The sequence below is a fragment of the Parafrankia elaeagni genome (assembly GCF_000374165.1).
GTDB classification, from domain to species: Bacteria; Actinomycetota; Actinomycetes; order Frankiales; family Frankiaceae; genus Parafrankia; species Parafrankia elaeagni.
On the sequence record NZ_KB893783.1, the window covers coordinates 1 to 18361 of the forward strand.

Annotated in this window: 17 protein-coding genes; 7 read left to right on the forward strand and 10 right to left on the reverse strand. The window is 74.0% G+C overall.

From position 1 onward, the window contains the following. From B207_RS39280 to B207_RS0129440, 4 genes are all read left to right on the forward strand, one after another. Positions 1-225 (forward strand): zinc ribbon domain-containing protein (locus B207_RS39280; protein ID WP_154675712.1); only part of this gene is annotated, 225 nt, incomplete at its 5' end. Positions 226-319: 94 nt separating this feature from the next. Next, a complete protein-coding gene (locus tag B207_RS0129430) occupies positions 320-1378 on the forward strand; it encodes an Acg family FMN-binding oxidoreductase (RefSeq protein ID WP_018640282.1) in 1059 nt (352 codons plus the stop codon). A gap of 28 nt (positions 1379-1406) precedes the next feature. Next, positions 1407-1691: a GNAT family N-acetyltransferase gene (locus B207_RS0129435; protein WP_018640283.1), complete on the forward strand. Its 285-nt coding sequence runs from the start codon at positions 1407-1409 to the stop codon at positions 1689-1691. A gap of 614 nt (positions 1692-2305) precedes the next feature. Then, positions 2306-2602 (forward strand): hypothetical protein, encoded by a 297-nt coding sequence (locus B207_RS0129440; RefSeq protein ID WP_018640284.1) that lies wholly within the window; start codon positions 2306-2308, stop codon positions 2600-2602. Between the two features lie 137 nt (positions 2603-2739). On the opposite strand, the gene B207_RS0129445 is transcribed toward B207_RS0129440, so the two are convergent. Continuing rightward, positions 2740-3519: a pirin family protein gene (locus tag B207_RS0129445; protein ID WP_018640285.1), complete on the reverse strand. Its 780-nt coding sequence runs from the start codon at positions 3517-3519 to the stop codon at positions 2740-2742. A 37-nt stretch (positions 3520-3556) separates the two neighbouring features. On the opposite strand from B207_RS0129445, the gene B207_RS0129450 reads away from it, so the two are divergent. Beyond that, on the forward strand, positions 3557-4096 hold the full coding sequence (locus B207_RS0129450; RefSeq protein ID WP_018640286.1) for a MarR family winged helix-turn-helix transcriptional regulator: 540 nt from the start codon (positions 3557-3559) through the stop codon (positions 4094-4096). A 3-nt stretch (positions 4097-4099) separates the two neighbouring features. Here B207_RS0129450 and B207_RS0129455 read toward each other — a convergent pair whose 3' ends face one another. Beyond that, positions 4100-4402 carry a helix-turn-helix domain-containing protein gene (locus B207_RS0129455; protein ID WP_018640287.1) on the reverse strand — a complete coding sequence of 101 codons (303 nt, stop codon included), beginning with the start codon at positions 4400-4402 and terminating at the stop codon, positions 4100-4102. Between the two features lie 66 nt (positions 4403-4468). Between B207_RS0129455 and map the strand changes: the two genes are divergently transcribed. Continuing rightward, entirely contained in the window at positions 4469-5251 is a 783-nt protein-coding gene (gene map, locus B207_RS0129460; protein WP_018640288.1) for a type I methionyl aminopeptidase, read from the forward strand. Between the two features lie 1177 nt (positions 5252-6428). Here map and B207_RS36305 read toward each other — a convergent pair. Together B207_RS36305 and B207_RS0129475 are read right to left on the reverse strand one after the other, a co-directional pair. Continuing rightward, positions 6429-7736: an FAD-dependent oxidoreductase gene (locus B207_RS36305; protein WP_018640290.1), complete on the reverse strand. Its 1308-nt coding sequence runs from the start codon at positions 7734-7736 to the stop codon at positions 6429-6431. Positions 7737-7800: 64 nt separating this feature from the next. Further along, positions 7801-9213, reverse strand: coding sequence for an aldehyde dehydrogenase family protein (locus B207_RS0129475; RefSeq protein WP_018640291.1), 1413 nt, complete (start codon positions 9211-9213; stop codon positions 7801-7803). A gap of 281 nt (positions 9214-9494) precedes the next feature. Here B207_RS0129475 and B207_RS0129480 point away from each other — a divergent pair, with 281 nt between their 5' ends. Further along, positions 9495-10706 carry a metal-dependent hydrolase family protein gene (locus tag B207_RS0129480; RefSeq protein WP_018640292.1) on the forward strand — a complete coding sequence of 404 codons (1212 nt, stop codon included), beginning with the start codon at positions 9495-9497 and terminating at the stop codon, positions 10704-10706. A gap of 98 nt (positions 10707-10804) precedes the next feature. On the opposite strand, the gene B207_RS40345 is transcribed toward B207_RS0129480, so the two are convergent. The 6 genes from B207_RS40345 to B207_RS0129505 all read right to left on the reverse strand — a co-directional run bounded on the left by B207_RS40345 (position 10805) and on the right by B207_RS0129505 (position 18270). Beyond that, the gene (locus B207_RS40345; RefSeq protein WP_154675713.1) at positions 10805-10987 is read right to left on the reverse strand and encodes a hypothetical protein; all 183 of its coding nucleotides are present in this window, start codon (positions 10985-10987) and stop codon (positions 10805-10807) included. Next, on the reverse strand, positions 10984-11265 hold the full coding sequence (locus tag B207_RS0129485) for a DUF2277 domain-containing protein (protein ID WP_018640293.1): 282 nt from the start codon (positions 11263-11265) through the stop codon (positions 10984-10986). The genes B207_RS40345 and B207_RS0129485 overlap by 4 nt, the downstream gene beginning before the upstream one ends. Before the next feature lie 85 nt (positions 11266-11350). Then, complete coding sequence (locus B207_RS0129490; protein ID WP_018640294.1) at positions 11351-12181, reverse strand: PhzF family phenazine biosynthesis protein; 831 nt, start codon at positions 12179-12181, stop codon at positions 11351-11353. Between the two features lie 6 nt (positions 12182-12187). Continuing rightward, on the reverse strand, positions 12188-13051 hold the full coding sequence (locus tag B207_RS0129495; protein ID WP_018640295.1) for a prephenate dehydratase: 864 nt from the start codon (positions 13049-13051) through the stop codon (positions 12188-12190). 132 nt (positions 13052-13183) lie between these two features. Beyond that, complete coding sequence (locus tag B207_RS42465; RefSeq protein ID WP_018640296.1) at positions 13184-17038, reverse strand: AAA family ATPase; 3855 nt, start codon at positions 17036-17038, stop codon at positions 13184-13186. After that, on the reverse strand, positions 17038-18270 hold the full coding sequence (locus B207_RS0129505) for a metallophosphoesterase family protein (RefSeq protein ID WP_018640297.1): 1233 nt from the start codon (positions 18268-18270) through the stop codon (positions 17038-17040). Before B207_RS0129505 ends, B207_RS42465 begins: the two co-directional genes overlap by 1 nt. Positions 18271-18361 lie beyond the last annotated feature (91 nt).

Genomic DNA, 18361 nt, shown 5'->3' on the forward strand with positions numbered 1-18361 from the left:
GGCCGCACCGTCATCGCGATCGACCGGTTCTACCCGTCATCGAAGACCTGTTCGGTGTGCGGGTCGAGGGTGGGGAAGCTGCCGCTCGACGTCCGGGAATGGTCCTGCCATCGCTGTGGCACGGTCCACGATCGGGAGGTGAACGCGGCGACGAACATTCTGGCCGCGGGGCTCGCGGTTGCTGCCTGTGGAGAGGGAGTGAGACCACCTCGCTCCCAGGAGTGAGAGGCGTCCGTTGGTGAAGCAGGAACCTGTGTCGCGAGGTACAGGAATCTCCGGCCTTCAGGCCGGAGAGGATGTCAAGGACAGGAGAGGGCCCATGGTCGACACCGTCGTACGCCTCACGGAGCAGGACGCCCGCGCGATCGTCGAACTGGCCGCGCTCGCGCCGTCCATCCACAACACCCAGCCCTGGCGGTGGCGGCTGGACGGCACCGGCCTGCACCTTTTCGCCGATCCCGAACGGCTGCTGCAGGTGGCCGACCACGAGGGACGCCAGCTGCTGATCAGCTGCGGCGCGGCGCTGGCCTTCGCCCGCTTCGCGGTGCGGTCCCGCGGCCTGGTGCCCGAGGTGACGTACGGGCCGCTCGAGGAGACCGGCCCGCCGACAGCCCGCGACCCGCTCGCCACGATCACGGTGACCGGCCGCCAGCCGGCGACCGCCGCCGAGACGGACCTGGCGCAGGCCATCGCCGTGCGGCACACCGACCGGCGCCCGTTCCTGGCGGGGGAACGCGGCCGGCTCGGCCCGGACGACGTGTCCGCGCTGCGCCGTGCCGCCGAGACCGAGGCGGCCTGGGCCTGGTTCGTCGAGGACACGGACTCGCGGATCACGGCGTCGGTCCTGCTCTCCCGCGCCGACTGGCAGGAGACCCACGACCCCGCCTACGCCGAGGAGCTGCTGCGCTGGCGCCGGGACTCGACCACCGCGGCGGACGGCCTGCCCGCCGAGGTGGTCGGGGGTGTGGCGGAGTCCCGCCAGTCGGAGTTCGTGCTGCGCGACTTCGACGTGGCCCGCGGCGACACCTCCTCGGTGGCTCCGTCCCGTGGCACGCCAGCCGGCGGGGGAGCGGCGCCGGCGCCGGTCGAGCATCCGGTGCTGCTGGCCGTCGGCACCGACAGCGACCGGCCCGTCGACCGGTTGCTCGGCGGGGCCGCCACCGGCAGGGTGCTTCTCACCGCGACCGAACGGGGCCTGGCAGCCTCGCCGCTCGGCCAGGTCCTGGACCTCCCCGCGCTCCGCGAGCAGCTGCGTGCGTCCTTCGGCCTTGCCGGGCACGTGCAGATGCTGCTGCGGGTGGGCCGCCCCGATCCGGACCTGCCGCCACTGGCCGCAACCCCGCGCCGCCCCGTCGACGAGATCCTGGACGTCGCCTGAGCGCAGGCGCGCGGGCCAGGATGGCCCCATGGACGTAACTGTTGTCGACAACGCCGCCGCCCGCAGATTCGAGGCCCGCACTCCGACCGGTGAGGTGGCGGGCTTCGCCGCCTACACCCGCTCGGACCGGGCGGTGACCTTCACCCACACCGTGGTCGAACCGGCCTTCGAGGGGACCGGGGTCGGCTCCGCGCTGGCCGCCGCCGCGCTGGCCGCGGTGCGCGCCGAGGGCCTCGCGGTCATCCCGCAGTGCCCGTTCATCCGCGCTTACATCGACCGCCACCCCGAATACGCGGACCTCGTGCAGCACTGACCAGGGCCGTGGGCTCCGCGGCGCGGGCCAGGGCCCGGCCCGGGTGACCACCCGACGCCGGGCGGCTGCCGCGGCCCGCTGGCCCGCGACGCAGACCGCGGGCCAGCGGCGCGCCGGCCAGCCCGAGCGCGGCGAGCGCAACCCCGAGGGAGTTCGTCCCGGCGAGCAGTACCCGCTCCGCCGGCGAGCGCTCCGCCTTACCACCCGCGCCTCCCCGGCCCGCGGCCGGGGCCGTGCGGTCGCCGTCCTGAAAAGCCGCTTCGACCCGGCCCACCGGACCAACCGGACCAACCGGACCACGGGTAGCGGAACCGGCGATGCTCGTGGAAGGGGCGGAGCCACCCACGCTGGTCGCGCCTGCGGCGCCGACAACTTCACGGCTGCCCGGGTCCAGAGGCCTGTCGCGGGGGCTTGGCAGCGGCCCGGCAGCCTGTCCGGGCGCGGGCGCGGGCGCGGGTGCGGGTGCGGGTGCGGGCGCGGGCGTGGAGCCGCTGGGCGTCGGCCGGCCGGCCGGCCCTGGGCGCGTGCCGGTCGGCTGGCCGTCCACACGGCCGGGGAGGCCGGCCAGATCCGGCGGTTCACGGTCGGGTTCCAGGTCGATGTGAAACGGATCGATGTCCACCTCGATGTCGATGTCCCCGACCAGATCCTCGGTGCCGAGCCCGACGACCAGCGCGTCCGCCGCACCGGCCGAGGCTGCCGTGCTGCCGGAGGACCTGGGCTCGGACGTCCCGGCCGCCGCGGCGGACACCGCCGGGGCGACAAGGACAGACGTCATCGCCGACGTCAACATGGCCGAGGCGAGTGTTACCCGCACCTGTGATCCTTTCGGCTCCGCCGCACCGGCGGGCGGACTGCCGCGGGTCAGAGGCGGTGACCGGACGGCTCCGCGGGAGCGCGGAGCCGGGTGACCGTGAAACCGGAGAGGATGTCAATGGGACGGCAGTCTGCGACTCCACGTGCCCGCGGGCAACGCTCCACGCCGCCACCGCCACCGCCGCCACCACCGGCGGCTCCGCGGAGCAGCGGGCGGTGACGGACGGCCGCCTCAGGCGGAAACGGCCAGGCCGGCGTGCATCTCCCAGACCAGCACCTCGGCCGGCTCGACGGCGGTGACCCGCTGGCCGCCGACCGCGGTGAACCGCACCGCGTCCCCCTCCCTCAGGGGGCCGGCCCCTTCCAGCACGACCTCGCCGCGGGCGACGAACAGGTGCAGGTAAGGCGCGTCGGGGAGCTCCACGCTCTGCCCCGGCGTGAGCCGGGCGACGTGCAGCGCCGCGTGCCGGTTCCTGATCCGGATGGCGGTGGCGCCGTCGTGCCGGTCCATCCCGGAGGCGACGGTGACGAGTCCGCCGCGGAGCAGTTCGTCGTCGATCTCGAGCTGCTCGTACCCCGGGTCGATGCCGTGCTCGTCGGGGAGGACCCACATCTGGACGAAGTGCACCGGGTCGTCGTGCGGGTCGCCGCCTCCCGTGAGCCGCCAGGCGTCGTTCTTCTCGGAGTGCAGGATGCCCCGCCCGGCGCTCATCCGCTGCGCGAGACCCGGGTAGATCACCCCGGAGGTCCCGGTCGAGTCCTGGTGGACCAGCGAGCCCTGCAGAACCCAGGTGACGATCTCCATGTCGGTGTGCGGGTGGGTCTCGAAGCCCGTTCCGGCGCGGACGTTGTCGTCGTTGTTGACCAGCAGCAGCCCGTGATGGGTGTTCGACGGGTCGTAGTGATGGCCGAACGAGAACGAGTGCTTGGAGTCGAGCCAGTGCAGCCTCGTCTTCGCCCGGTCGTCCGCCCGGCGGATGTCGACCCGCGGCCTCGTTGTCGCGCCGGTCATGGCTGCCCCTTCCCATTTCATGACGTGTCATTAAGATATGTGCGTGTCAACCAGAGGCGGGGACGGGGCATTCCAGGGTCCGGCGGGTGGGCGTGGGCAGGGCGATCCGCGCTGGCTCGACCCGCGTGAGCAGCAGGCCTGGCGCCGTTACCTGCTGATGGCGAGCCGGCTGTCCGCGCGGATGGGCCGCGAGCTCACCGCGGACGCCGGGATCTCGCTGGCCGACTACGACATCCTGGTCCACCTGAGCGAGGCGCCGGGCAGCCGCCTGCGGGTGACCCGGCTCGCCCGGGAGCTGTCCTGGGAGCAGAGTCGCCTGTCCCATCAGGTGGCGCGGATGACGCGGCGCGGGCTGGTCGCCCGCGAGGAGTGCGCCGAGGACGGCCGCGGGGCCCTCGTCGTGCTGACCGCGCAGGGCCGCGCCGTGATCGAGCGGGCCGCCCCCGCCCACGTCGCCTTCGTCCGCGAGCGGGTGTTCGACGCCCTCACCGACGCGCAGGTAGACGCCCTCGAGGCGATCGCGACCGCCGTCCTGGACAGCCTCGCCGCCGACGGGTACCCGCCCGCCGCCGACTGAGCCCTACGAGGCCAACCGCTCGCGTGCGCCGCGGCCTGAGTCCGTGGGTTCGACCTCGCTGCCGGGCTGCTTGATCTCGGCCCACACGTCGTCGAGGGAGAGCCCGAGGACATCGGCGATCGCCGCGATGGTCGGGAAGGCGGGGGTGGCCACGCGACCGGACTCGATCTTTCGAAGAGTCTCTGGTGAGACACCTGCGTCCAGCGCGGTGTCGAGTATCGAGCGCTCGCCCCTGGTCCGGCGTAGGAGGGCGCCGAGGCGCTTCCCACGCTCGACCTCTGCGGGGGTGAGCGGCAACCTGACCATGGTTCCAATTATAGTACCGGTATAATATGGCCGGGATAATTATTGGTAGCGCGAGAGGGGTGCCGCATGATCGAGATCCTGAGCCCCGCCAAAGTGGCCCGAGCGAAGGACACGGGTGCCCTCGTCGCCGACATTCTGCAGACGCTGAGAAGCCGTAGCGCGGTCGGCACGAGCCTCCTGGACATCGATCGGTGGACCAAGGTCATGATCGCGCAGGCCGGAGCGGAGTCCTGCTACGTCGACTACGCGCCGTCCTTCGGCCGCGGGCCGTTCGGCCACTACATCTGCACGGCCGTCAACGACGCCGTGCTCCACGGGCTGCCCCACGACTACGCGCTTGCCGACGGCGACCTGCTGACACTCGATCTCGCCGTGTCCAGGGGCGGAGTCGCCGCGGACTCCGCCATCAGCTTCGTCGTGGGCGAGTCAAGGCCCCCGGAGAGCATCGCGATGATCGACGCGACCGAACGCGCGCTGGGCGCGGGGATAGCCGCCGCCGGGCCCGGGGCTCGCATCGGCGACATCTCCCATGCCATCGGCTCCGTCCTGCGCGCGGCGGGGTACCCGATCAACACCGACTTCGGCGGCCATGGCATCGGATCGACGATGCACCAGGACCCGCATGTCGCCAACACCGGGCGGCCCGGCCGTGGCTACAGACTGCGCCCCGGGCTGCTGCTCGCACTGGAGCCGTGGGTCATGGCGGACACCGCGGAACTCGTCACCGACGCCGACGGCTGGACCCTGCGCAGTGCGACAGGCTGCCGGACAGCACACAGTGAGCACACGATCGCCATCACCGAGGACGGAGTCGACATCCTGACCCTGCCGACGGGGGCGCACACCTGAGATCGGCGGCGCTCCGTACGCGGGGCAGGCCCGAGGTCTCCATCCCGAACGCGTCGCCACGAGCTCCATCACGCCACTCACGGTCGTGCTGACCCGGGCGTTCCCGGTGGCTGCGGTGGCTGCGGTGGCTGCGGTGGGTGTGGTGGGTGTGGTGGGTGCCGTGGGTGCCCGCAGCTCGTAACCAGCCATGGCCTCGGTCGCGTTCAGGAAGACGACGGGTCTGACCTGCGCGACGACGAGACCATCGGCCCCACCGATGTCGCGGATTCCTCCCCCCGCGCCGAGGCAGGCCCGCACCGCGACTTCGGCCGACGTCCCCGCCGCGGCCACGTCGGCCGGTCCCGGTGGCACCGGGTTGAGCAGGAGGCTGGCCGCGATCCGGGCAACGTCGTCCGCCCGGCCGCCGCCGACGCTGAGCACAAGACCGGGACCGGGGCTCCACCGCAGTGAGTAGGACGGGTGGCCGTCGATCTCGGCGCGCAGGAGGACGGCGTCGTGAGCTCCGACAGCCGCCGGCCGTACGGTCTCCCAACCGGCGGCCGGTGCCATCGCGGCCTCCGCGGCCAGGTCGACGGACGGGCCGCGCCGAACAGCGATCCCGTACGTGGCCGGTGCGGCGTTGCCGGAGCGGTCGATGACGGGAACGGCGGCCTGCTCGGCGGTATAGACCACCCGGACCTCGAAATGGTCCCGCCGTGGGTCTCGGCTGTTCCGGAAGTACTCGCCCTCGCGGGTCCGCCGGTGAAAGCCCGCGGGCATCCACCCGACGTCCACACCCCAGATCTGGTCCAGGGCCTCGCGGGCAGTCCCGGGGTGGCTTCCCGCTTCGCGGGCGGAGCGGTGCTGCGTCACCATGACCGTGCTGGACGCCAGAACGACGGCCAGTGCCGCGGTGACGGCCAGTGCCGCGGTGACGGCCCCGACCGTTGGGAGTCCCCCGTGCCGGCAGGTGCCGGGGACGAGGGTGGCGTCCGGCGGCACGCGGCCGAAGCGCTTGAGCGTCACCGTCTTCGAGGCGGACTGTTCCGCCATCCACATCACCCCCAGCCGCCGCCGACGATTTCCCGAGATGAGGTCGCCGGAGGAACGGTCACCTGTAAAGAGCCCAGAGGTGGGAGTTCGGTTGACATCCGAGCGCAGGAAAAGCGAGATGTCCGCGGTCAGCCCGGAGCGCGGGTCAGAACCTGCGCGGGCTTCCCGCCGTGGGGTCGCGCAGGGCGGGCAGGTCGCCGCCGGTGGGGCGTCCCGGCGTTTCGGGCCGGATACCGATCCCGACGATGCGGGCGAGGGCTCCCTGCGCGGCCGGGCTCGCGGCGACACGCCGGATCAGCGCCGGTGCCGGCGGCGGGGTGGCGGCCCGCAGCACCGGGCCGAGGAAGGCGCGCTGGGCTGCGCGTTGCATCAGCTGGGTGAGGACCGTGGGCACCGTCCGTCGGCGCTGCACCGCGGCGAGCTGGCCGGGCGTCGGTGCCGACCCGTCCGCGCGGCCGGCCAACAGCGGCCCGGCGAGCAGGCGCGCCGCCGCGACGGCGTCCTGGATCGCGAGATTGATGCCCACACCTCCGATGGGGCTCATGGCATGGGCGGCGTCGCCGATGAGCAGGGCGCCGGGCGCGTGCCAGTGCCGGGCCCGGTCGACCTGGACGGTCAGCAGCCGGACGTCCGTCCAGCTTTCGATCTCACCGACCCGGTCGGTGAACACCGGCGCGATCTCCGTGACCCGGCGGCGCAGCGCGGCGAGGCCGTCGGCCCGCACCGTGCCGTAGCCCCCCTTCGGGATCAGGAAGGCCACCTGCCAGTAGCCGCCCCGGTCGATCCGGATGAGCAGCTCGCCCGCGCCGACCAGGCCACCGAGCCCGTCCCCGTCGGCCGGGCGCCGGGAGAGGCGGAACCAGAGGACGTCCATGGGGGCGCCGAACCGCCGGGTCCGCAGGCCGAGCCGTGCGCGGACGACGGAGCCGCGGCCGTCGGCGCCGATCGTCAGCCGGGCTCGCACGGTCTCCGGGCCGTCGGGGCCGCGTGCCTCGACGCCCGCGACCCGCGCCCCGTCCCGGAGCAGGCCGGTCACCTCACGGCCGCGCAGGAGGGTGAAGGTGGGCAGCTCGGCGCCGGCGCGGGCCAGCATCTCCAGCAGGTCCCACTGCGGCACGAAGTACAGGTACGGGTGATCGCCGCGCAGCCGGGTGAAGTCGGCGACCTGGAACGTCCCGTCGGCGAACGTGAACCGCAGGCTGGTCACCCGCCGCCCCGGCAGCGCCCGGGTGGCGTCGCCCAGGCCGATCCGGTCGAGCAGCGTCAGCGTGGACGGATGCACCGTGTCGCCGCGGAAGTCACGCAGGAAGTCGTCGTGCTTCTCCAGCACGCAGGTGCGCAGGCCGCTGCGGGCGAGCAGCAGGCCGGCCATGATCCCGGCCGGCCCGCCGCCGACGACGCACACCTCCGCGGTGTGGTGGTTCCCGCCGCCGCTGGCTTCGTCCCCCGTCATGCGGACTGCCTACCCGCCCAGCCCCGCCCGAGTCGTTGCCGGCGCCGCCGGGTGCCGCCGGGTGTCAGGACCGGGCGCGGTAGCGGACCTGGGTCTCGGTGTAGCTCGCGAGGCCCCAGGGGCCGTTCTCGACGCCGATGCCGCTCCACTTGGACCCGCCGAAGGGCTGGTGCGGCCCGAGGGCGACATGGGCGTTCACCCAGGCGGTGCCGCACTCGAGGCGGTCGGCGACCGCGCCGGCACGGTCGGGGTCGGCGGACCAGACCGAGCCGGACAGCCCGAAACTGGTCGCGTTCGCCCGGCTGACCGCCTCGTCGACATCCCGGTAGGGCAGGACCGGCAGCGCCGGGCCGAACTGCTCCTCGTCGACGATCCGGCTGCCCTCGGTGGCCCCGACGAGCACGGTCGGCTGGTAGAAGAACCCGGGACCCTCGACGGGGGCGCCGCCGGTGGCGGCCTTCGCCCCGCCGGCGATCGCGTCGGCGACGAGCCCGCCGACCCGTTCGAACTGGGGCCGGTTCTGGATGGGGCCGAGCTCGGTGCCGGGCTCCATGCCGTCACCGAGCTTCGCCGCCGCGGCGCGGGCCGCGAGTGCCTCGACGACGTCGTCGTGCAGCGCCTCGGGAACATAGAGGCGCTTGATCGCCGAGCAGACCTGGCCGCTGTTGTCGAAGGCACCCAGGAAGATCTTCTCGGTCACCGCGGCCGGGTCGACGTCGTCGAGCAGGATCGCGGCGTCGTTGCCGCCGAGCTCCAGGGTGACCCGCTTGAGGTCCGGGGCGGCGGCCGCGGCGATGTGCTTGCCCGTCGGCACCGATCCGGTAAAGCTGATCTTGCGCGGGACCGGGTGGGACGTCATCCACCGGCCCAGTTCGTCGCCGCCGGAGACCACGTTGAGCACACCGGGCGGGAGGGCCTCGGCGAGGACCTCGGCCAGCAGCAGCGTGCTGCGCGGCGTGTAGGGAGAAGGCTTGAGGACCATCGTGTTGCCGGCGAGCAGCGCGGGGCCGATCTTCCAGCTCGCCAGCATGACGGGGAAGTTCCACGGTGTGATCGCGGCCACGACGCCCATCGGGCGGTGGACCACCTCGGCGAACGCGCGGTCGTCGTCCTGGATGACCTCACGCGGCAGCTCGAGCCGGGAGAAGTACTTCAGCCAGTAGCTCGCGCCGCGCACCTCCATCGTCGCCGCGGCGAGGGGCTTGCCCTGCTCGGCGACCAGGACGGGGGCGATGCGGTCCGCCGCCGCCCGCACCCGTGCCGAGGCGTCGGCCAGGGCGGCGCGCCGGGCGGCCTCGTCCCGGCTCCAGGTGGTGCCGGAGTAGGCCTTCGCGGCGGCGTCGAAGGCCGCGTCCAGCTGGGCGCGGGAGCAGTCCGGCGCCTGCGCGTGCACCGCGCCCGTCGCCGGATTCACCACCGCGAACGTCGCGGGAGCGGTGCGGCGCTCCCCATTGATGATCATCGAGACGTCGGTCATCGTGCCCCTTCGCGTCCGTGCTGGGCGTGACATGTCTCTGAACGGGTGTTTAATGCCAGAGGCGTCGGAGCGTCAAGGTTCCCACGATCGGCGCGGCGAGGGGGCTCCGGAACGCCCCTCCGCCCAGCCTGGCCAGCGTCTTGATCCGATGGATGCGGTCATGCGCGGCGCGGCGTTCTCCGCTAGACATAGCGACATTCTCAGTTAGACATAGAGGGGTACACCTGGCGCGCGGGGCACACCGCGGTCGGGTACGCGATCACCCACCAGGAGGATGCGGGATGCTGACGCTCAAGGCCGCGGGCCTGCTCGACGTCGACACGGGCGAGATCACCCGGCCCGGCGTGCTGAAGATCGAGGGCGATCGGATCGTCGGCCTGGGCGGCCAGCCCGAGGGCGAGGTCATGGACCTCGGCGACCTGATCCTGATGCCCGGGATGATGGACATGGAGCTCAACCTGCTCATGGGCGGGCCCGGCGAGCACCACCTGACCGGGCAGATGCGTGACGATCCGCCGCTGCGGATGATGCGTGCGACCCAGAATGCCCGCCGCACCCTGCGGGCCGGCTTCACCACGGTGCGCAACCTCGGCCTGTTCTGCAAGACCAGCGGCTACCTGCTGGACGTCGCGCTGATGAAGGCGATCGACGCGGGCTGGATCGACGGTCCGCGGATCGTCCCGGCCGGCCACGCGATCACGCCGACCGGCGGGCACCTCGACCCGACGATGTTCGGCGCGTTCGCGCCGCACGTGCTGAAGCTGACCGTCGAGGAGGGCCTGGCCAACGGGGTCGACGAGGTCCGCAAGGCGGTCCGTTACCAGATCAAGCACGGGGCGCAGGTCATCAAGATGTGCGGCTCCGGCGGGGCGATGACCAACACCGGCTCCTCCGGCGCGCGGCACTACTCCGACGCCGAGGTGACGGCGATCACGGACGAGGCGCACCGGCGGGGCCTGCGGGTGGCGGCACACACCCACGGCTCGGTCGCGGTGCGGCAGATGGTCGAGTGCGGGGTCGACTGCATCGAGCACGCCTTCATGATCGACGATGACACGATCAACCTGCTGGTCAAGAACGATGTCTGGGTGGTCGCCACCCAGGCACTGATCGACGACATGCCGATCCTGCGCAGCTCCGAGCCGGAGATCCAGGCGAAGGCCGCGCTCATCTTCCCGAAGGCGAAGGCCTCGATCCGCAACGCGATCGAGGCCGGTGTGAAGATCGCGGTCGGCAGTGACGCGCCGGCCATCCCGCACGGCAAGAACGCGCTCGAGCTGGTCGCGCTCGTCGACCGGGGGATGACGCCGCTGCAGGCGATCCAGGCCGCGACGATCGTCGGCGCCGACCTGATCGACGTGACCGACCGGGGCCGGCTGGCCGAGGGCCTGCTCGCCGACGTGATCGGCGTGCGCGGCAACCCGCTCGAGGACATCCGGGTCCTGCAGCGGGTGCCGTTCGTCATGAAGGGCGGCAAGCAGTTCGTCTACTGACCTGCCGCTGATCCACCCGCACCGGTGATCTGCCCGCACCGGTGATCTGCCCGCGCCGCGGCAGCGGCGGCGCGGGGATCAGATCCCGCGGGGATGGATCAGGTCTGCAGCGAGATCTGCGGCGGGATGCCGCCGTCGGGGCCGTCGGGGCCGTCGCCGTGCGGCCCGGTGCCACCCGGGGTGCGGGCGAAACGGCCACCGAGGCCGCGGCGATCGCCTCGCGGTGCCTGCGGACAGGCAGCATCCCCGCCACTATGCCCGGCTATGGTCCTCTCACTCATGGCGTTTCCGGCGCCCTTGCCCGGATACGGGCCGCCACCTCCGGCCGGCGCAGCGGTGGCACCGTGCCGGGTGGCTGACGGCGCTCGGGCAGCTCGCCCAGCAGGCGGCGCACGCTGGCGGCGACCTCCGCCACCGTGGCCTCGAACGCGCCGGCTGCCGCGGGCGGTGGCTGGCGGAGCCCACTGACCTTGCGGACGAACTGCCGGGCGGCAGCCTCGACCTCGTCGTCGGTGGCGGGCGGCTGCAGCCCGCGCAGCTCGGTGATGTTGCGGCACATGCGTCCACGGTAGGCGCCCGGTCCGACAGGACCGGTTCCCGGCGCGGGCGGCTGGCCCGGGTCCCCGCGGGGCTGGTTCCGGTCGTCAGAGTGCGACGTCGCCGCGGATGCAGGTCACCGTGTCGCCGCCGACCCACACCGTCCCGTCCGCGGTGCGGGAGAGCCGCACCCGCCCCTCGCGGCCGAGGACCGTGCCCTGCCGCGCCGTGTAGGCGTCCTGCACGCCGCCGGTGTCGAACAGCCAGGTCGCGAGGGAGGCGTTCAGGCTGCCGGTCACCGGGTCCTCGACCGTCGCGATCTGGGGGGTGAACGCCCGTACCTCGAAGGCGGCCGCCGCTCCGGGCGGGTGTGGCCCGATCACCCCGACAGCGAGGTCGACCGCCCCCGGGCGCAGCGCCAGCACCGCGTCGGCCGAGTCCAGCAGGACCGCCACCCAGCCGGGCCCGTTGTCCACCCACTGGGCGGCGACGATGTCGGTGGGGGCCAGTCGGAGCACCTCGGCGAGGTGCAGCAGCAGCTCGGCGTCCGCCGGTTCGTAGCGCAGCAGCGGCGGCGCGGCGAAGGCCAGCCCCGACGGCTCGTCGCGGCGCACGGTGATCAGGCCGGCGTCGCACTCCTGGACGATCCGTCCACCGTCACGGGGCAGCCCGCCCGTGGCGAGCCAGGCGTGGCAGGTGCCCAGCGTCGGATGGCCGGCGAACGGCAGCTCGGCGGTCGGGGTGAAGATGCGGACCCGGTAGTCGGCGGCCGGAGTCGTCGGCGGCAGGACGAAGGTCGTCTCGGAGAGGTTCGTCCAGGCCGCGAACCGCCGCATCGACGCGGTCGACAACCCGTCGGCGTCCAGGACGACCGCGACCGGGTTGCCGAGGTAGGGCCGGGCGGTGAAGACGTCGACCTGCTGGAAGGCGCGCCGCATGCCGGGTCAGGAACCCTGCGGGAGCTGGCTGTACCGCTCGCGGTACCGGCTGGCCCGGTAGACCCCGAGAATGCGGTAGTCGGCGAAGAAGGCGAGCTCGGCGAACGCCCGCTCGACCGCGGGATCCTCCGGGCTGCCCTCGATGTCGGCGAGGAACTGTGTCGCGACGAACTCGCCGCTGATCATGCAACTTTCCAGTTTCGTCATGTTGACACCGTTCGTGGCGAACCCACCCAGCGCCTTGTAGAGCGCCGCGGGCATGTTCCGCACCTTGAACACGAGGGTGGTGACGATCGGCCCGACGCCGGACGCGGCGCGCAGCCGCTCGTTGGAGAGGATGAGGAAGCGGGTGGTGTTGTGCTCCTCGTCCTCGAGGTCGGCGTGCAGCACCCGCAGGCCGTACTCCTCGGCGGCCAGCCGGGAGGCGACCGCGGCCTTCGTCACGTCACCCCACTCGGCCACCTCGCGCGCGCTGCCGGCGGTGTCCGCCGCGGGAACCGCGGTGAGCCCCAGGCCGCGGATCGCGTTCCGGCACTGCGCCAGCGCCTGCGGGTGGCTGTGCACCGTCTTGAGGTCGTCCATGGTCGCCTGCGGCAGGCCGAGAAGCTGGTGGCGCACCGGCAGGAAGTACTCGCCGATGATGTGCACGGCCGAGTTCGGCAGCAGATGGTGGATGTCGGCCACCCGCCCGGCGGTCGAGTTCTCCACCGGGATCATCGCCAGCCCGACGGTGCCGTCCTCCAGCGCGCTGAAGCACTCCTCGAAGGTCCGGAACGGTACCGCCTCGAAATCCGGGTAGACGTCGCGGCAGGCGATGTGGGAGTTCGCCCCCGGCTCGCCCTGATATGCGATCTTCTGGCGCCCGGTCATCGCGGCTTCCTGCCTTCGGTCGGTTCTCGTCGGGCGGTCCTCCCGCCGCCCCCGACGGTACCGGGCCGCGCACCGGCGCCCAGTAGGCCCGAAGCCGACGCGGGCCGACGCGGGCCCGAGCCTCGGGCCGGCTCAGGCGGGGTGGGCCGCCTCGAACGCCTCGACGATCTCCCGGGGGATACGGCCGCGGTCGCCCACGTCATAGCCGTTGCGCCGGGCCCAGACCCGGATTCTGCCCGCGTCGCGGCCGGCTGGGCCGCTGCCCGGGCCGCCCCCCTCCGCCGGCACGGGCGGCGCCAGGGCGGCGGGCCCGGCTGACACCGGGCCGCCGGTAGCGGCCCGGATCTGCTCCGGCGGGCGCGTGGCGGTGAGTGCGTTCGCACCCGGCAGACAGGTGATCGTGACGAGGCTCTCACCGGACGGCGGGTCGTCGCGGAGCTGGTCGACCACCGTCCGGGCCAGGTCGGTGAGGTGCTCGTGATGGGTCAGCAGGATGATCTGCCAGCGCGGGGCGAACCCGGCCAGCACCCGCAGCGCCGCCTGTGCCCGCTCGTCGTCGAAGGTCATCAGGATGTCGTCCAGGACGACCGGCAGCGTCGGTTCCCCACGGTCCACCCGCTCCTGCTGGAGCTGGTCGATGGCTGCCAGGCGCAGGGCCAGGAAGACCTGGTCGGCCGTCCCCTCGGACAGCTCGCCCGACCCGAGTTCCTGCTCGTCCGCGCGGACGACCCGCAGCGTCCGGGCGCCGTCCCCGCGGTCGACGGCCCGCAGCGCCACATACCGGCTGCCGGTGAGCCGTTCGAGCAGACGCCCGGCGTCCGCGAGCAGCGGGGAGGCGTGGCGGCGCTCGTACGCCTCCAGCTCGCGGCCGAGGGTCTCGTGCTGGATCCGGGCGATGAGGTAGCGCTCGGCTGTCTCGGCGACCAGGGCCAGTGACTCCTGGGCCCGGGCGTGCAGCTCCCCGGCGCTCGCGCCGCCCTCTAGGTCGCGCAGGTGTTTCTCGACCGTGCCGACCGACGTCCAGGCGTCCTTGTCGGCGGCGGCCGCCCGCTCGTGGTCGTCGCGGGCGCGGGCGAGGTCCGCCTCGAGATCGGCGTCCGTCCGTCCCGCCAGCTCGGAGACAAGATCGTCGGGCTCGTCGGCGGGCGCCGTGGCGCGCAGGAGGACATCGACGGAGGCCAGCTCGACGGCGACGGCGGCGAGGTCACGGTGGCGGGCCGCCGCGTCGGCGAGGGTCTGGCCCGGCGCCAGCACCACCTGGGCGCCCAGCGCGTCGAGCCGGGCCGCGGCGTCGTCACGAGTCCGGGCGGCCTCGTCGGCGCGGGTGGCGAGCCCGGTGACGGCCTGGTCGATCTCGGCGGCCCGGGCCTGGTCCTGCGCGCTGGCCCGGAACCGGGAGCTGAGCTGGTCGACCAGATCGGCCAGTGCTTCGGCCCCGCGGTCCGGATGCAGGCCCTGGCGGGCGGCGAGGCCGAGGACCTCGGCGGCGAACTCGTCGTAGCGCCCGGCGGCCTGCGCGGAGTCACGCAGCGCCCGCTGCGCCTGGTCGTGCAGGGCGGAGGCCTCGGCGAGCACAGCGCGCCGCTCCGTCCAGCCCCGCGGGTCGGTGACATCGGCCAGCCCGGCCCGCCGGACGAGGACATGCCACTCCTCCTCGGCACCGCGCAGCTCCTCCCGGCGTTTCTCCCGGTCCCGCTCCTTCTCCTCGACGACCCGCCCGAGGTGCAGCGCGGCGGCCCGCTGTTCCCGGGCCCGGTCGTCCTCCGCGAGCGCGGCGGCCGCCGCCCCGAGCAGGCTGTCCAGGTCGGCGGCGGGCGCCGGCGCGCCGACCTGGGCGAGCGCCTCGGCGAGCGCGACCGCCTGGGCCCGTGCCTGGTCACCCAGCCCGGCGAGGCGCTCCTGCGCGGCGAGCAGGTCGGCGTGCGCACGGTGGGCCTCCTCCGCCGCCTGCTGGACGTCGTCGACGTCCTCCCGGTCGGGAACGGCGAGGGCGGCGCCGGCCCAGAGACTTGCCCAGCCGGCACGCGTCTCCTCGGCCCGGTCGGCCGCCGTGGCGGTCGCGGTCAGCGCGGCCGCCACCCGGTCGCGGGCGACGGCGGCCTCCCGCCGCAGCTGCCCCCGCCGGGCGGCGAGGTCCGCGTGCCGGATGAGCTGGTCGGCGACCTCGTCAGCCCGGGCGATCCCCGCGGCGAGCACCGGGAGGAGCTCCCGGGCCCGTTGCGGTGCCGGCACTGCGCCCCCTGCGCCCCCCGTGCCCCCTGCGTCGGCCGCGTCCGCCCCCGCGTCGGCCGCGGCGACGAGAAGCTCCCAGAGCTGGGCGCGGACGGTGCGAGCCTGCTCCAGCGTGGCCTGGTCCGGCAGGTCCTGCTGGTCGGCCTCGGCCAGCCGGCTCTCGGCGAGGTCGAGGCCGCGGGTCGCCTCGGCCAGCTCCTCCTCGCGCCGGGCCAGTTCCGCCTCGGCCGCGTCGAGCCGCCTGCCCGCCGCGCGCACCTCGGTCCGGCTCGGCAGCACCGGCGGCGCGCCGTCCAGGTCGCGGGCGCCCGCCCGGCGCAGCGCCTCCCGCCGGCTTCGGACCGCCTCGGCCGCCGCGCCGACGGCCTCCCTGGTCAGCACGGATGCAGACCCTTCGCTGCCGACCGCGGCCAGGACGGCCTTGAGCTGCCCGACGGCGGCCGGATCCGGCCCGGGAGCGAGGTCGGTGGCCGCGCCGTGGCTGCGGCGAGCGGCGGTCAGCGCCTCCTCGGCGCGGCGCAGCTCGTCGGAGACATCGGTGATCGTGGCGGCGAGCGCGTCGATCTGGGCGGCGACGTCCCGCGGGACATGCAGATGATCGAGAAGCCCGGCGGTGTCCCGTTCGTCGTTCGGCCCGACCAGCCCCAGCAGGAGCGAGCGGGCCTGGTCCGACTGGCGGCCCGCCCCGTCGGCCAGCTCGCGGGCCCGGCGGTCGTCGTCCAGCCGGGTGAGGCAGACACGGTCGAGCCGGGTGATGGCGTCGCCGTCGGCGAGGACCCGCCCGTCGACCGTCAACGTGGCGCGGGTGGCCTCGCGGTCGTGCAGCTCGGCGGTCAGCCGGTCCAGTTCCGCCGTCGCCGCTGTCATCTCCCCGGTGACCGTGTCGAAGGCCGCCGCCTGGTCGGCGGTGAGCGCGGGGCCGGCGGCCAGCAGCGTGGCCTGCCGCTCGCGCAGTGCCCTGAGAGTCCGCACGTGCGCGGCGGCACGGACCCGCTGTTCCAGGCGGTCGCGGTGCGCGGCGGCGGTCCGGGCCGCTCTGGCGGCCGCCTCGGCGTCGCGGTGGCGCAGCGCCAGCTCGCGGCGGGCATCCTCCACATGCGCCGCGCGGGTCATCGACGACGCGGCCTGCTCGGCGCGCTGCTCGTAGTCCGCCAGCGCGGTGCGTACCTTCACCGTCCGGCTGTTGCGGTGCGCCTTGTACAGGGCGTCCATCTCGGCACCGAGTGCGTCGAGCAGACCGCGGACGGCCCGGCCGCTGCGCGCGGTGAAGACGAGCTCGGCGAGATCGCCGCTGCCCTCGAAGACACGGGCGCCGCCGTCACGCAGCTCGGCGTGGGAGAGCCCGAACGCCCGGCGCCACCGGCGGCGCTCCTCCGCGCCGCCGGTGCCCCAGGGGGAGGTGAACGCCGCGCCGTCCGCGACCGTCTGCAGGCCGGCGTTGCGCCGCCTGATCTCAAGCCGTGCCGTCCCGGCTGCCGTTCCGGCCGCCGCCCCCGCTGACCCCGCCGGCTTCGTCAGCCCTGCCGGGGGAGCCTCGGGCAGTTCGAGATCGGCGGTCAGGCTCAGCGCGCCCAGGCCGTAGTGGAAGCTCTGGCGGGTGCCGCGGAAGGTCCACAGCAGGTCGGACAGAGCCTCGAGGGTGGTGGACTTGCCGGCCTCGTTCGCGCCGACGACCAGCGTCAGCCCGGGGCCGAACTCGATCCGCCGGTCCTCGAACGCGCCGTACCGTTCCAGGCCCAGGGCACGGATGCGCATCAGGCGTCACCTCCGGCGAGCCTGGCGAGCAGGCCGGCGCCGGCCCGCTGGACGAGGTCGGCGCGCGTACCGGGATCACCGAGGTCAAGCAGGCCGGCGCCGCGCAGCAGCCGTCCGACCTCACGGTCGAGCGGGGTGATCCACGGCGTGAGCTGGTCGGGCCGGGCGCCGAGTGCCTCGGTGGCAGCCCGCACCGCGGCGACCAGCTCCGGGTCGACGCCGCCGCCGGACGCCGGGTCGGTCACCCGGGCGGCGATCTTCTCCAGGCAGACCTGCATGCCGTCGGCGATGGTCCGCAGCTCCTCGCGAAGCCGCTCGGCGTCGGCGAGCTCGGCGGCGGCCCGCGACGCCCCGGTGAGCACCACCCGCGCGACCACGGGGCGGTCACCGGCGGACGCCCGCGCCGCCCGCAGCTCCCGCCCCAGCAGCGCCAGCACGTCGTCGAGGCTGTCCGACCCAGTGACGTCCACGGCGATCCGCTCCCAGCGCGCGACGTCGCAGGGAACATGCTCGACCTGGGCCGGCCCGCCCCCGGTGATCTCGACGACGAGTGCGCCCTTCGGGCCGGTCTCCCGCGGCGTGCGGCCCTGCAGGTTCCCGCTGAACGCGGCGACGTGCTCGCCGGCCGCGACCACGCGGTGCGTGTGGACGTGCCCGAGCGCGAAATAGTCGTAGCCGGTACCGGTGAGGTCGTCTGTCGAGCACGGAGCGTAGTTGTCGTGGCCCTCGGCCCCGTCGGCCGCCGTGTGCAGCAGGCCGACGTTGACCAGGCCCGGCCGGGCGTCCGGATAGCGGCGGACCAGGTTGTCGTGCACGGCGACGGTCGGGTAGCTCTGGCCGTGCACGGCCAGGCCGAGGTCGGCCATCTCATGGGTGCCCGGCTCGTCGGAGGGGAACACGGTGACGTTCGGTGGGAGCGTCAGAGTGCGGGTGATCTCGCTCTCGGCGTCGTGGTTGCCGGAGATCATGAACACCGGGACCTCCGCGTCCCGCAGCCGGCCCATCTGCTCGACGAAGAACCGACCGGTCGCGTAGTCACGCCAGGTGCCGTCGTAGATGTCGCCGGCGAGCAGCAGCGCGTCCGCCCGCCGGGCGAGCGTCAGATCCACCAGGTTGGCCAGCGCGCGCCGGGTCGCCTGCCGGAGCAGGTGGGCGAGGTCGCTGTCGCCGAGCCGGGTCAGCCCGCGCAGCGGGCTGTCGAGATGGATGTCAGCGGCGTGAACGAGGCGCATCTTCCCTCGGGCGTCGGGAGGCCCCCGCGCAGCGGGTGATGCGCGGTTCCGGTCGAGTGGCGCGGATCGCCGTCGGGCGCGAGCCGCGGTC

What these genes read in the sequence shown, in the direction of transcription:
- B207_RS0129450 (WP_018640286.1), top strand. Translation starts at nt 3,557, where the DNA reads ATGTGCGTGTCAACCAGAGGCGGGGACGGGGCATTCCAGGGTCCGGCG.
- B207_RS0129505 (WP_018640297.1), bottom strand. Translation starts at nt 18,270, where the DNA reads ATGCGCCTCGTTCACGCCGCTGACATCCATCTCGACAGCCCGCTGCGC.
- B207_RS0129495 (WP_018640295.1), bottom strand. Translation starts at nt 13,051, where the DNA reads ATGACCGGGCGCCAGAAGATCGCATATCAGGGCGAGCCGGGGGCGAAC.
- B207_RS0129480 (WP_018640292.1), top strand. Translation starts at nt 9,495, where the DNA reads ATGCTGACGCTCAAGGCCGCGGGCCTGCTCGACGTCGACACGGGCGAG.
- B207_RS0129455 (WP_018640287.1), bottom strand. Translation starts at nt 4,402, where the DNA reads ATGGTCAGGTTGCCGCTCACCCCCGCAGAGGTCGAGCGTGGGAAGCGC.
- B207_RS0129490 (WP_018640294.1), bottom strand. Translation starts at nt 12,181, where the DNA reads ATGCGGCGCGCCTTCCAGCAGGTCGACGTCTTCACCGCCCGGCCCTAC.
- B207_RS36305 (WP_018640290.1), bottom strand. Translation starts at nt 7,736, where the DNA reads ATGACGGGGGACGAAGCCAGCGGCGGCGGGAACCACCACACCGCGGAG.
- B207_RS0129435 (WP_018640283.1), top strand. Translation starts at nt 1,407, where the DNA reads ATGGACGTAACTGTTGTCGACAACGCCGCCGCCCGCAGATTCGAGGCC.
- B207_RS0129430 (WP_018640282.1), top strand. Translation starts at nt 320, where the DNA reads ATGGTCGACACCGTCGTACGCCTCACGGAGCAGGACGCCCGCGCGATC.
- B207_RS0129440 (WP_018640284.1), top strand. Translation starts at nt 2,306, where the DNA reads ATGTCCACCTCGATGTCGATGTCCCCGACCAGATCCTCGGTGCCGAGC.
- B207_RS0129475 (WP_018640291.1), bottom strand. Translation starts at nt 9,213, where the DNA reads ATGACCGACGTCTCGATGATCATCAATGGGGAGCGCCGCACCGCTCCC.
- B207_RS0129485 (WP_018640293.1), bottom strand. Translation starts at nt 11,265, where the DNA reads ATGTGCCGCAACATCACCGAGCTGCGCGGGCTGCAGCCGCCCGCCACC.
- B207_RS42465 (WP_018640296.1), bottom strand. Translation starts at nt 17,038, where the DNA reads ATGCGCATCCGTGCCCTGGGCCTGGAACGGTACGGCGCGTTCGAGGAC.
- B207_RS40345 (WP_154675713.1), bottom strand. Translation starts at nt 10,987, where the DNA reads ATGAGTGAGAGGACCATAGCCGGGCATAGTGGCGGGGATGCTGCCTGT.
- map (WP_018640288.1), top strand. Translation starts at nt 4,469, where the DNA reads ATGATCGAGATCCTGAGCCCCGCCAAAGTGGCCCGAGCGAAGGACACG.
- B207_RS0129445 (WP_018640285.1), bottom strand. Translation starts at nt 3,519, where the DNA reads ATGACCGGCGCGACAACGAGGCCGCGGGTCGACATCCGCCGGGCGGAC.